We start from the raw sequence: 13,194 nt of genomic DNA, 5'->3' as shown, positions 1-13,194 counted from the left end.
CGCCCTTCGGATCCACCCCCCGGGGTGAGTCAGGAACCGCGGACCCGGCGCACCGTGTCGCGGTAGAACAGGCCGCTCTGTTTGATCGTGCGCACCTGGGTTTCGTAGTCGACGCGCACGAGGCCGAAGCGCTTGGCATAGCCATACGCCCACTCGAAGTTGTCCAGCAGAGACCACGCGAAGTAGCCCCGGATGTCCGCGCCTTCCAAACGCGCGGCGGCCACCGCGGCCAGGTGCGAAGCCAGGTAAGCCGTGCGGCCCTCGTCGCGGACGAAACCGTCGGCGTCGGGCGCGTCGTCGAACGCGGAGCCGTTTTCGGTGATGTACAGGGGCAAACCGGGGTAGTCGCGGCCGAGGCGGGTGAGCAGCTCGGTGAACTTGCCCGGCAGGATCTCCCAGCCCATGGCCGTGGTCGGCTCGCCGAACGGCACCGCGCGCTGCACCGGGAAGCCGTCCTCGCCGACCGTGCGGCCCTGCTCGTCGACGCCGGAGTACTGCTGGCCGAAGTAGTAGTTCACGCCCAGGAAGTCCAGCGGGGTCGAGATGACCGCGAGGTCACCGTCCTCAATGGGCAGTGAAGAACCGCGAACCGCCATGTCCGCAACGACATCCGCCGGGTACTCACCGCGCACCAAGGGATCGAGGTAGACGCGCACGCCCATGCCATCGGCGTTGCGCGCGGCTTCGCGGTCGAGCTCACTGCCGGACGCGGCGTCGGACGTGCCCATGTTGAGCGTGATGCCGAACTGCGTGCCCTCGGGTGCAGCCTCGCGCATGCGCTGCGTGGCAAGGCCGTGGCCGAGCAGCAAGTGGTGGATGGCCTTCATGCCGGCCGCGAAGTCGCGCCGGCCCGGGGCCATCACGCCGTGCACGTAGCCGTGCATCGCGGAGCACCACGGCTCGTTGAGCGTGGTCCAGTGCCGCACGCGGTCCTTCAGCCGGTCGAACACCAGCATCGAGTAGTCGGCGAAGCGGTACGCGGTATCGCGCGCCGGCCAGCCGCCCGCGTCTTCGAGCTCCTGCGGCAGGTCCCAGTGGTACAGCGTGAGCCACGGCGCGAGGTCCTTGGCCAGCAACTCGTCCACGAGCCGGTCGTAGAACCCGATCCCGGCCTCGTTGACCGGGCCCTTGCCGCGCGGCTGCACGCGCGGCCACGCGACGGAGAAGCGGTAGGTGTCGGCGCCGAGCTCCTTGACGAGCCCCACGTCCTCGGGCATGCGGTGGTAGTGGTCGCACGCGACGTCGCCGTTGTCATTGTTGTCGATCGCCCACGGGACCTGGCAAAAGGTATCCCAGATGGACGGTGTACGCCCGTCTTCGGCCACCGCGCCCTCGATCTGGTACGCGGCCGTCGCCACGCCCCACCGGAAGTCCGGCGGCAGCGAGTCGATCAGCGCCTGCTGCTCGCGGGTCGCAGCGTCGGTGGTCTCGGTCAAGGGGTCTCCTTATCTACGACTTGACGGCGGCGACGGGGTCGGCCGGGTGCAGCCAGCACGCCACGGTGCGCGCGGAATCGTCACGATCGGCGGGCACGCCGAGCACCGGCACCTCGGTGGTGCAGCGGTCGAACGCGTGCGGGCACCGCGGTGAGAACGCGCACCCGACCGGCAGCGACCGCGGGTCGGGCGGCGAACCGGGGATGCCGGTGAGCTCACGCCGTGGCCCGCGCAGCGCGGGGAACGAGTGCAGCAGGCCGTCGCTGTACGGGTGCAGCGAATCGCGGTACAGGTCCACGCCGCGCGCCTGCTCCACGATCCGGCCGCCGTACATGATCGCGATGCGGTCGGAGAACTCCACCAGCAGCGACAGGTCGTGGGTGATGAACAGGACCGAGAAGCCCAGCCGCTCGCGCAGTTCCACGAGCTGCGCCAGGATCTGGCGCTGCATCACCACGTCGAGCGCCGTGGTGGGCTCGTCCATGATCACCACGCGCGGCTCCAGCGCCAGCGCCATCGCGATCATCACGCGCTGGCGCATGCCGCCGGAAAGCTGGTGCGGGTACGCGTCGAGCCGGTCGGCCGCGATGCCCACCAAGCGCAGCAGCTCACGGGCCCGGGCGAGCCGGGCCGCCTTGGTGCTGCGCGGATCGTGGGCCTTGATCACGTCCATCAGCTGCACCGACACCTTGTGCACCGGGTTGAGCGAGTTCATCGCGCCCTGGAACACAATGGACGTTTCGGCCCAGCGGAAGTCGCGCAGCTGCTTGGGAGTCAGCTTCAGCACGTCGTACGGCTCGCCGTCACCGGGGTGGTAGACCACGCTGCCACCGCGGATCACCCCCGGCGGCGGGAGCAGCCGGGTCAGGCCGTAGGCCAAAGTGGACTTTCCGCTGCCGCTTTCGCCGGCCAGACCGAGCACCTCGCCGCGGTGCAGCGTCAGGTTCACGTCTTGCACCGCGTGCACGGCGTCGGCGCCGAGGCCGTAGTCGACGTCCAGGCCCTTGATCTCGAGTACGGGTTCGATCACTGTTTCTCCCGGCCGAGCACGGGCGTGAAGCCGACGCGCAGGCGCACCGTCTTGCCCTCGGCGTTCTTCGCCTTGGTCTTGCCGCTCGACCGCAGCCGCGGGCTCACGAACTCGTCGATGCCGAAGTTCAGCAGCGACAACGCGGTGCCGAGGATCGCGATCGCGAGCCCCGCCGGCACGAACCACCACCACGCGCCCTGCGCCAGCGCCTGCTGGCTCTGCGCCCAGAACAGGATCGTGCCCCAGTTCCACTCCGAGAAGCTCGAGACGCCGACGAACGCCAGCGTGATCTCGGACATCACCGCGAACACCACCGTGCCCACGAAGCTCGACGCGATCACGGCGGTGAGGTTCGGCAGGATCTCGAAGAAGATGATCCGCCACGTCGACTCACCGCTCGCGCGGGATGCCTCGACGTATTCGCGACGGCGCAACGAAAGTGTCTGCGCTCGCAGGATCCGCGCGCCCCAAGCCCACGAGGTGAGGCCGATGATCACGGCCACCAGGTAATCGCCACCACTGGGCAGCGCCGTGCCGATGATGATGATCAGCGGCAGCGCGGGGATCACGAGGAACACATTGGACAGTGCCGACAGGCCCTCACCCGGCGTCCCGCCGAGATACCCGGACGTGACACCGACGATCACGGCGAGGATCGTCGCCACGATGCCGGCCGTGAGTCCCACGAGCATCACGCTGCGCGTGCCCACGATGACCTGGCTGAAGATGTCCTGGCCGAGGTGCGTGGTACCGAACCAGTGTTTGCCCGAAGGAGATTCGAGCAGGTCGTTGCTGCGCGCGGACGGGTCGAACGGCGCGATCCACGGCCCGATGAACGCGATGACCACGAAGAAGACCAGCACCACGAGCCCGGTGATCGTCTTGCCGCCGGTCAGGAACCGGAAGCGACGGCGTTTCGCCGCGGGCCCGGCGATCGCGTCGGCCGGGAGCGGCTCGGGCGCGGCGGCCTTGAGGTCGGCTACGGGAATTGCCACGGCTCAGCCCTCCTTCCGGGTGCGCGGGTCGAGCACGAGGTAGGCGACGTCGGCGAGGAGGTTCGCCACCAGCACCGAGAGCGTGATGATGAGGAAGATGCCCTGCATCAGCGGGTAGTCCTGGGAACCGACGGCCTGGAACAGCTCGTAGCCGACGCCTGGGTAGGAGAACACGATCTCCACCAGCAGCGTGCCGCCCACGATGAAACCCAGCGCCAGCGCGAAACCCGACACGCTCGGCAGCAGCGCGTTGCGGGCGGCGTAGCTCACCATCACGCGGCGTTCCTTGAGGCCCTTGGCGTGCGCGACGGTGATGTAGTCCTCCGACGCGACGGTGACCATCATGTTGCGCATGCCGAGGATCCAGCTGCCCATGGAGCTGATGAGGATCGTGATCGCCGGCAGCAGGCTGTGCTGGATCGCGCTGCCGATGAAGTCGCCGCCCCACCCGGGCACCAGGCCCGGGTCGTAGCCGCCGGACGCCGGGAAGAAGCTGCCCGGGCCGGCCAGCAGCGTGATCGCGATCAGGCCGAGCCAGAAGTACGGGATGGACGACAGGAACGTGGTGACGGGCAGCAGACCGTCCACCCAGGACCCGCGCCGCCAGCCGGCGACGACGCCGAGGCCGGTGCCGATCAGGAAGCCCACCACTGTCGTGAACCCGACGAGGATGATCGTCCACGGCAGACTGTCGCCGATCACCTCGGACACGGGCGAGGGGAAGAACGTGAACGACAGTCCGAGGTCGCCGCGGAAGAGCTGTGCCCAGTAGTGGAAGTACTGGGTGATCAGGCTTTCGTTCTTGTCGAGTCCGAACAGGACGTACAGCGACTGGATCGCGTCCGCGCTGAGCGTGCCCTGGTTCTTCGTGATGAGCGACTGCACCGGGTCACCCGGGATCAGCCGCGGGATGAAGAAGTTGATCGTGACGGCGGCCCAGGCGGTGAACAGGTAGAAGCCGAGCCGTTGGAGCAGGTACCTCACGGGCGCACCGCCGAGTCGTACAGCCAGCACGCGGCCCAGTGGCCGGGGGCGTCGTCCACCTCGAACCGCGGCGGCAGGTCGGTTTTGCAGCGTTCCATTGCCACGGGACACCGCGGGTGGAACCGGCAGCCCGACGGCGGCGCGATCAGGCTCGGCGGCTCGCCGGAGCCCTTCTCCTTCGGCGCTTCACCCGGTGTGGCTTCGGTGCCGGGGTCGAGCCGGTCGGGGTCGGGTGCGGATTCGATCAGCAGCCGCGTGTACGGGTGCGCGGGCTGCTGCGTCACGGTCTCGGAGTCGCCGCCCTCGACCATGCGCCCGGCGTACATCACCAGCGTCTCGTCGGCGAAGTAGCGCGCCGACGCGATGTCGTGCGTGATGTAGAGGATCGCGAGGTGCAGGCGTTCCTTCAGGTCCCGCAACAGGTTCAGCACGCCGAGGCGGATGGAGACGTCCAACATGGACACCGGCTCGTCGGCCAGCAGTGCCTCGGGGTCGGCGCCGAGCGCCCGCGCGATCGCGACGCGCTGGCGCTGGCCGCCGGAAAGCTCATGGGGGAACTTGTCGACGTAGCGCTCCGGCGGGGTCAGCTGCACCCGCGTGAGCAGCTCGTGCAGCGCCTGCTCCAGGTCGGCGCCCGCACGGTCGTGGATTTTCAACGCCCGCGTGAGGTGGTAGCGCACGGTGTGCACGGGGTTCAGCGACGCGAACGGGTCCTGGAAGATCATCTGGACCTTGCGGCAGTAAGCCCGGAAAGCCTTGCCGCCCTTCACGGTCGTGGACTTGCCGTGCAGCCGGATGTCGCCGCTCGTGCGCGGGTAGAGCTGGGCGAGCAGCCGCGCCACGGTCGACTTGCCCGAGCCGGACTCGCCCACCAGCGCGGTCACGCGGCCGCGCCGCAGCACCACGTCGACGTCGTCGACAGCCTGGACGCTGCGGCGCCCCTTCGTGAGCACCTCGCGCCCGCGCTTGCGCACGGGGAAGTGCTTGGTCAGCCCGGAGGCCTCGAGCACGATCGTGTCCGAGGCCCCGGTTTCGATCTCGCCGGCCGGGGAGGCCACCCCCGCCTCGAGCGAGGCGGAGGTGGCTTCCCGGGTGGCCACTGCGTTGTCCTCGGCCATAGATCAGGCCGCGGGCTTCAGGTGCATGACGATGTCCAGCGCGTTGCGCAGGGTCGGCTGCGCGGGGCCGTACGGGTTGGCTTCGTCGGGCCAGCCCGTCCAGTTCTTCGTGCTGTACTCGCCGCCGGAGTTGGCCGCCATGAGCGGAACCATCGGCTGCTGGTCGATCATGATCTGCTGCAACGTGTTCATCGCGGTGGCGCGGCTCGCGTCGTCGGCGGCGTTGGCGTAGGTCTCGAGTGCCTGGGTCGCCTGGTCGTTCTTGAAGCGGCCGTAGTTGCCGTTGATGCCGCCCTGGCCGGTCGGCTTGTAGCGGTTGCCGTCCATCACGTCGCGGTACAGGTCGTACGGCGTGGCACCGTCGTTGGTCCAGTGCAGCACGCCTTCGAAGTCACCGGTGTCGACGGACTTCGTCCACGCGTCCTGGTTCATCTTCTCGACCGTGGCGGTGATGCCGATCTGCGACAGGTTGTCCTTGATGATCTCGAGATCGGTGATGTAGTCCGACCAGCCCGAGGGCACGGTCAGCTTGAGGGTCACCGGCTTGCCGCTCGGATCCACGAGCTGGTTGCCGTTGTACTTGAAGCCCGCGCCGGTGAGCAGCGCCTTGGCGCCCGGCACGTCGACCTTCACGGTCTGACCCTTGTACTGCGGCGCGATGAACGAGTCGCCCGCCGGCGTCGGAATACCGGTGACCTGGTCGGCCTTCGGGTAGAAGTAGCCGGCCTCGCCCTGGTTGAAGACGTCGTCGCGGTTGATGACCTTGTTGATCGCCTGGCGCAGCTTCGCGTTGTTCCACGGCGCCTTCTCCGTGTTGAACCACAGGCCGTGCACCGCGAGCTGGGCCGGGAACCACAGCTTGTAGTGCTGCGGGTCCTTGTTCACGTAGACGGTCTTGTAGTTCGGGATGAAGACGAAGCTCCACTCGGCCGCACCGCTGGTGAGAGCGGCGACCTGCGCGTTGTTGTCGTTGTAGGAGGTGTAACGGATCTCCTTGACCGCCGGCGCCTGCTGCCAATAGCCGGTGCGCTGGCTCACGGTGATCGTCTGCGGGGTGAACGACTTCAGCGTGAACGGGCCGGTGCCCACCGGGTTCTTCACGGTGTCGGTGGACGGGTCCTTGATCTGCGACCAGATGTGCTTGGGCACCACGATCGTCTGCAGGATCTTGACCTGGTTCACGAACTGCGAGGTGTCGAAGCCCAGGGTGACCTGGTTTCCGCTCGCGGTGATGTCCTTATAGGGCACCGAGTCGATGTTCAGGGCCTTGTTGTCGCGCAGCAGCTGGAACGTGTAGGCCACGTCGTCGCCGGTCATCGGCGTGCCGTCGGAGAACTTGACTCCGTCGCGGATGGTCAGGACCAGCTTCTTGTAGTTGTCCGACCAGTCCCACTTCGTGGCCAGCCACGGCTTGCCGGCTTCCTGCGGCTTCACGCGGTTGAGCATCACGAGAGGCTCGTAGATCACGTAGCGGTACCCGAGCGACGCAGCCGCCGAGGTCTCCAGGAACGGGTTGTTGTTCTCGGCCTGCGGGCCGTTCGGCATGCCGACGTTCAGCACGGCCGCGGCGTTGCCGCCGCCACCCGCACTGCTCGAGCCGCCGCCACAAGCGGCGAGCACCGCGGCTGCCACCACGGCGACGAGCGCTGCGACGACGGAGCGCTTCACTCGCATTCGTCCTCCTAGGTCCTGGTGCTACGGATTCCGCCCGCGCTCTTCGCCAGCTCGGTCCGGCCGCGCGACAGGAGGGAGTCAACCCGGGTGACTCGGGTCACGTCAATAACACGGCGGTAACATTTTGTGCCTAAGTTTAAGTACTGAAAGAAAGGCTCACGCTCGGTGTCCGCCTGTCGATCTCCTTGCGGGGCAAGGAGATTCAGCCGGCTGAACGCCCGCCCGACGCAAGCAGCGCCGCGATCGGCAACGTCGCCGCACCCAGCGCGACGGCCTCCGGGCCCAGCTCCCCGAGCTCGACCACGGTCGCCTCGGCGAGGTAGCCGAGCGCGTGCCGGGCGGCGGCGTCGCGGACGTGCGGCAGGATCGCCGGGCCCATGATCGCTCCCGCCGAGCCTGCCAGCACAACCCGGTCGGGCGCCAGGAGGTTGATCAGATTGGCGATACCGATGCCCAGGTATTCACCCGTCGCGGCGAGTGTTTCAGCAGCTGGACCAGACCTTTCGGCCAGCGCGACGAGCTGGGCGAGCCGGCTCTCGCTGTCCGCGCCGGGCAGCGGCTGGGCGCCCGTGGTCTCGGCGTAGTGGCGGACCACGGCCTCGGTACCGACGTACGCCTCCAGGCACCCGCGCGAGCCGCAGCGGCAAGCGGCGCCCGCGGCCTGCACCACGGTGTGGCCCCACTCACTGGTCGTGATGCCGGGAAAAGACCCACCGTCGGTGACGAAGGCGGCGCCGACGCCCACGCCGAGGAGGGCGATCACGGCGCGGTCGGCTCCGCGGCCGGCGCCGAGCCACATCTCGGCCTGGCCGAGCGTTCGGGCGCGGTTGTCGAGGTGCAGGGGCGCGTCGGCGAACTGTGCGTGAGCGCGCAGCAGGTCGGCGAAGGCGACCCCGGCCCACCCGAGCGTGGGGGCGTGCACGATGCCGCCGTCACGCACCGCGCCCGGCACGCCGACGCCCACGCCGAGCACACGAGACGCACCGGCCGAAAGCACCTCGGCGACGCCGGCCCGCGCGAGCTCCACCACTTCCGCCGGGTCGGGGTTGCTGCCCGCGAGCGGATGCTGCACGGTCGCGAGCGTCCCCAGCGCGCAGTCGAAGAGCCCGGCACGCACGTGGGTCTCGCCGACGTCGACGCCCACGACCTGCCCGTACTCGGGCCGGACGCGCAGCAGCGTGCGCGGCCTGCCACCATCGGACTCGACGGAACCGGCCTCGGCCACCACACCGTCGCCGATGAGCTCCGCGACCACGTTCGTCACGGTCGCGGGACTGAGCCCGGACTCGGCGACGAGTTCGAGCCGGCTGACCGGCCCCCTCAGGTAGAGCGACGACAGGAGCGCCGCGCGGTTGTGCCGCCTCAGATCACGGGTTGTCTGCCGGAGCACCCTCGTCACCTGGGGGATTCTGCCAGACGTCCATATGTTCGGGACTTAGTTCACTAGTTAATACATGGCCACAACTTACGGTGATCAGGCATCCTGGTGTCGGGAGAGTTCGAGGCCAGATGGGTGTCACATGGCGACCAAGCGCACGACCGTCCGAGATCTGCGGCGGCACAACCGTTCCCTGCTGCTGTCGAAACTGTACTTCGACGGCCCGCTGTCGCGGCACGAACTGAGCCAGCTCACCGGCCTTTCGGCGGCGACGGTCAGCAACGTGACCGCCGAGCTCGGCGAGGAACGGCTCATCACCGAGGCCGGCCTGGTCGAATCCGACGGCGGACGACCGCGCGTGCTGCTGCGCGTGGACCCGGCGTACGGCTACGTCGCGGGCGTCGACATCGGCGAGACGGGCGTGCGCGTGGAGCTGTTCGACCTCGCGATGCAGCGGCTGGCCACGGTCGAACACGAGCTGTCACCGGCGCGTACCGAACCGGCCGCGGTCGTCGCGGCCGTCGTCTCCGGGTTGCGCGAGGTGATCGCGTCCGCCGGGGCCGAGGAGTCGGCCGTGATCGGCGTGGGCGTCGGTGTGCCCGGCACGGTCGAACAGGGCGAACGCGTGCTGGTGCACGCGCCCACCGTCGGCTGGGACTCCGTCGCGCTGGCCGACGACCTGCGCGCGGCCGGCATCGAGCTGCCCGTGTTCGTCGACAACGGTGCCAAAACCCAGGGCCAGGCCGAGATGTGGTTCGGCGCCGGGCGCGGCGCGCGCCACGCGGTGATCGTGCTCATCGGCTCGGGCGTCGGCGCGGCCGTGATCGCCGACGGCGCCACCTACCGCGGCTCCACCAGCAGCGCCGGCGAGTGGGGCCACACCACCATCGTCTACGGCGGGCAGGCCTGCCGCTGCGGTTCGCACGGCTGCCTCGAGGCCTACATCGGTGCCGAGGCCGTGCTCGCGCGTTACCGCCGCGCCCGCGGCAAGCCCGTGCCCGGCGAGACCGAGCAGGACCAGTTCGCCGCGCTCCTCGCGTCGGCCGACCGCTCGAAGTCGGCCCAGAAGGTCCTCGAGGAGACGGCCGGCTACCTCGGCGCCGGCATCGCGAACCTGATCAACCTGTTCAACCCCGAACGCATCGTCGTCGGCGGCTGGGCCGGCCTCGCCCTCGGCGAGCGCCTGCTGCCGCTGATCCGCTCCACCGCGTCGGCCCACGCGCTGAGCCACCCGTTCGGCGAGACCACGATCCAGCTCGGGTACCTCGGTCTCGACGCCGTCGCGACGGGCGCCGCCACCCTGCCCGTCGCCGACCTGCTGGAACAGGGCGCCGATCCGCGGCTTCTGGTCAAGCCGGCCCCCGTGATCCGCTCGGGCGCCGGCGCGGCCTAGGACCCCGCTGTCACCCAGCGAACACTTCCGAGAACCCCAGGTGACCGGCCGGTGATCACCGTCCGCGCCCCCGTCGATCACCTGGGCGGTAACCGGCGCCCCTTAATTCGGGTTGAAAAAATTCTCACATCCGCCATTGCCGCAGTGGTACGGACCATGCATACTGCTTTTACTTTGTTGCCAGGCACAACAAAGTAGTCCGATTAGTCCGACCCCCTGCCGCCCGCCTGCGGTCCACCTCCGGAGTGGACACGAAGCGCTCGGCTGAGAACCGCACGGTCCCTCCGCCGTGCTCTCCTCCGCCCCACCGCGTTTTCGTGCTGCGCGTGAAAGCGCGGTCCCCTCCGCAAGAAGAGGTGACAATGATGTCCATCTCACGTTCTCTGAGACGTTCCCGCTGGGCCGGGCTCTTCGCGGCCGCTTCGCTCCTGGCCGTCGGAGTGCAGGCGACGCCCGCCATCTTCGCGCCCACAGAAGCCGCGGCGGCGGCCAGCTTCACCGACGACTTCAACGGGTCCGCAGGCAGCCCCGCCGACGGTTCGAAGTGGAACTACGAAACCGGCGACAACGTCAACAACCACGAGCGCCAGTACTACACGTCCGGCACGAACAACGCCGCACTCGACGGCCAGGGCCACCTCGTGATCACGGCCAAGCGCGAGAACCCGGGCAACTACAACTGCTGGTACGGCCGCTGCGAGTACACGTCCGCGCGCCTCAACACCTCCGGCAAGTTCAGCCAGGCCTACGGCCACTTCGAGACCCGCATGAAGCTCCCTCGCGGCCAGGGCATGTGGCCCGCGTTCTGGATGCTCGGCGGCGGCAACTGGCCGACCGACGGCGAGATCGACGTGATGGAGAACGTCGGCTTCGAGCCCAACACCGTGCACGGCACCATCCACGGCCCCGGCTACTCGGGCGCGGGCGGCATCGGCGCCGGCTACAGCGGCCCCAACTTCTCCGACGACTTCCACACCTACGCCGTGGACTGGTCGCCCAACAAGATCGTCTGGACGGTCGACGGCAACGTCTACCAGACGCGCACGCCGGCCGACCTCAACGGCAACCGCTGGGTCTACGACCACAACTTCTTCATCATCATGAACCTCGCCGTGGGCGGCTACTGGCCCGGTGACCCCAACGGCAGCACGCAGTTCCCGCAGCAGCTGGTCGTCGACTACGTGCACGTGACCACGAGCACCGGCGGCGGCACCACGCCACCGAGCGGGCGCACCGGCACGATCACCGGCATCGGCGGCAAGTGCGTCGACGTCGCGGGCGCCAGCAGCGCCAACAGCACGCCGATCCAGATCACCGACTGCAACGGCAACGCGGCCCAGAACTGGACCGTCGGCAGCGACGGCACCCTGCGGGCGCTGGGCAAGTGCATGGACGTCACCGCGGCCGGCACGAACGACGGCACTCCCGTGCAGCTCTACGACTGCAACGGTTCCGGCGCCCAGCAATGGGTGGTCACCGCGGCGCACGACATCGTGAACCCGGCCGCGAACAAGTGCCTCGACGCCACGGGCAACAGCTCGGCCAATGGCACCCGCCTGCAGATCTGGACCTGCACGGGCACGGCCAACCAGAAGTGGACCGCACCCTGATCCACTGACACCGGCGATACGCGTTGCGCCACAACGAGTTCCCGGTGCTTTGAAAGCCGCCGCGCGGGGCTGCTCGCCTCCTCTCCCTCCTCCGGCAGCCTCGCGCGGTGTTCCACTCCGGTCCCCACCGGTTCCCCGTTCGCCCGGGTGGCGTGATCCCGACCGGATCGCGTCACCCGGAGCCCCGGATCCCCACCGGCCCGCCTCCACCCGAGGCACCGCCGGGGCTTCCGCGAACGCGCTCGATCCGCCCGTTCCCCACCGGCCTGGTCCCCACCGGGCTTTTCTCCCGTCCCCAAAACCGCCCGACAGACAGCCCCCGCCCTCCCAAGGAGGGCGTCCCCATCCCATTCTACCGGCGAGGTCTGACAAGAAGTGGCCAAGCGGTCACACAGGGCCAAGTTATCCACAACTCGCCTCGCCTGTGGACAACCGAAATCTCCCTTCCCCCCAAGGAGAATCCCACCGTGCGGCGTTTCCTCGTCGCGTTGGCAGGCTGTTTCCTGCTGACGCTTTCCTTCCTGTCCGCAACCTCAGCCTCAGCGGCACCGGCGGCACCCGCGACACCGGCCGCGCCGGCGCCCGCGGCACCGGCCGCCGCGCCCACCGCGGCCCAGCTGCTCGCGAAGACCAACTCGTGCCAGCAGATCTCCAACGGCAAGTACAGCTACGACGAAGGCGGCGCGGCCACCGTGCCCGTCTGTCAGTCCAGTGGTGCGGTGTTCTTCAAGGCCGACATGGACATCGACTGCGACGGCCAGCGCACGACGCAGTGCAACGAGAACACCGACTGCTGCTTCTACCCGGACACGGCGTTCCACACGTCCACCGACCAGCCGTTGAACGCGGCGCAGCTGCCCTACATCGTGCTGCCGCAGCCAACGTCCACTTGGGACTACCGCCAGTACGGGATCGACGGTGGCTCGGTGGTCGCCGTCATCTACAACAACAAAGTCACCTACGCGGTCGTCGGTGACACCGGCCCGACGAGCATCATCGGCGAAGCGTCCTACGCCACGGCCGTGAGCCTCGGCATCGACCCCGACCCGAGCACCGGCGGCACCGAGGGCCCGGTCACCTACGTCGTGTTCCCGAACACGCACGTGAACCCGATCGAGAACCACAACACCGCGGTGAGCGTCGGCGAGTCGTCGGCGAGCACCTGGGTCGGCGGCGGCCAGACCGACCCGCCGACGGGCGGCGCCGGCCAGATCACCGGCCTCGGCGGCAAGTGCGTGGACGTCGCGGCGGCCAACAGCGCCAACGGCACGGCCGTGCAGCTGTATGACTGCAACGGCACCACCGCGCAGCAGTGGACCGTCGGCTCCGACGGCACGATCCGCGCGCTCGGCAAGTGCCTCGACGCCGCCGGCACCGCCAACGGCACCAAGGCTCAGATCTGGGACTGCACCGGCGGCGCGGTCCAGCACTGGAGCCGGAACTCGACCGGCAACCTCGTGAACGCCGCCTCCGGCAAGTGCCTCGACGCCACGGACAACAGCTCCGCCAACGGCACCCGCCTGCAGATCTGGACCTGCGCCGCCACCGCCAACCAGAAGTGGACGGTGTCGTAGGC

At 69.0% G+C, this 13,194-nt stretch carries 10 protein-coding genes; 3 read left to right on the top strand and 7 right to left on the bottom strand.

What is annotated here, in order from left to right; translation table 11 throughout:
- Nucleotides 1–29: 29 nt before the first annotated feature.
- The 7 genes from ABZU76_RS28550 to ABZU76_RS28520 all read right to left on the bottom strand — a co-directional run bounded on the left by ABZU76_RS28550 (nucleotide 30) and on the right by ABZU76_RS28520 (nucleotide 8,636).
- A complete protein-coding gene (locus ABZU76_RS28550; protein ID WP_354874854.1) occupies nucleotides 30–1,436 on the bottom strand; it encodes a GH1 family beta-glucosidase in 1,407 nt (468 codons plus the stop codon).
- A gap of 13 nt (nucleotides 1,437–1,449) precedes the next feature.
- On the bottom strand, nucleotides 1,450–2,466 hold the full coding sequence (locus tag ABZU76_RS28545; protein ID WP_354874852.1) for an ABC transporter ATP-binding protein: 1,017 nt from the start codon (nucleotides 2,464–2,466) through the stop codon (nucleotides 1,450–1,452).
- Nucleotides 2,463–3,461, bottom strand: coding sequence for an ABC transporter permease (locus tag ABZU76_RS28540; RefSeq protein ID WP_354874850.1), 999 nt, complete (start codon nucleotides 3,459–3,461; stop codon nucleotides 2,463–2,465). Before ABZU76_RS28540 ends, ABZU76_RS28545 begins: the two co-directional genes overlap by 4 nt.
- Nucleotides 3,462–3,464: 3 nt before the next feature.
- Nucleotides 3,465–4,445 (bottom strand): ABC transporter permease, encoded by a 981-nt coding sequence (locus ABZU76_RS28535; RefSeq protein WP_220244519.1) that lies wholly within the window; start codon nucleotides 4,443–4,445, stop codon nucleotides 3,465–3,467.
- Nucleotides 4,442–5,545: an ABC transporter ATP-binding protein gene (locus ABZU76_RS28530; RefSeq protein ID WP_354874848.1), complete on the bottom strand. Its 1,104-nt coding sequence runs from the start codon at nucleotides 5,543–5,545 to the stop codon at nucleotides 4,442–4,444. The genes ABZU76_RS28535 and ABZU76_RS28530 overlap by 4 nt, the downstream gene beginning before the upstream one ends.
- A gap of 21 nt (nucleotides 5,546–5,566) precedes the next feature.
- A complete protein-coding gene (locus ABZU76_RS28525; protein WP_354874846.1) occupies nucleotides 5,567–7,237 on the bottom strand; it encodes an ABC transporter substrate-binding protein in 1,671 nt (556 codons plus the stop codon).
- Nucleotides 7,238–7,439: 202 nt separating this feature from the next.
- Nucleotides 7,440–8,636 carry an ROK family transcriptional regulator gene (locus tag ABZU76_RS28520; protein ID WP_354874844.1) on the bottom strand — a complete coding sequence of 399 codons (1,197 nt, stop codon included), beginning with the start codon at nucleotides 8,634–8,636 and terminating at the stop codon, nucleotides 7,440–7,442.
- A gap of 121 nt (nucleotides 8,637–8,757) precedes the next feature.
- Here ABZU76_RS28520 and ABZU76_RS28515 point away from each other — a divergent pair, with 121 nt between their 5' ends.
- The 3 genes from ABZU76_RS28515 (at nucleotide 8,758) to ABZU76_RS28505 (ending at nucleotide 13,192) form a co-directional block, all read left to right on the top strand.
- The gene (locus ABZU76_RS28515) at nucleotides 8,758–10,008 is read left to right on the top strand and encodes an ROK family transcriptional regulator (protein WP_354874842.1); all 1,251 of its coding nucleotides are present in this window, start codon (nucleotides 8,758–8,760) and stop codon (nucleotides 10,006–10,008) included.
- 365 nt (nucleotides 10,009–10,373) lie between these two features.
- Nucleotides 10,374–11,618 carry a family 16 glycosylhydrolase gene (locus tag ABZU76_RS28510; RefSeq protein WP_354874840.1) on the top strand — a complete coding sequence of 415 codons (1,245 nt, stop codon included), beginning with the start codon at nucleotides 10,374–10,376 and terminating at the stop codon, nucleotides 11,616–11,618.
- 467 nt (nucleotides 11,619–12,085) lie between these two features.
- Nucleotides 12,086–13,192: a ricin-type beta-trefoil lectin domain protein gene (locus tag ABZU76_RS28505; RefSeq protein WP_354874838.1), complete on the top strand. Its 1,107-nt coding sequence runs from the start codon at nucleotides 12,086–12,088 to the stop codon at nucleotides 13,190–13,192.
- Nucleotides 13,193–13,194 lie beyond the last annotated feature (2 nt).

The organism is Amycolatopsis sp. NPDC005232 (genome assembly GCF_040607795.1).
Taxonomy (GTDB): domain Bacteria; phylum Actinomycetota; class Actinomycetes; order Mycobacteriales; family Pseudonocardiaceae; genus Amycolatopsis.
Note: the sequence above shows the minus strand (reverse complement) of the source record. Positions and strands in the feature narration are given on the sequence as shown.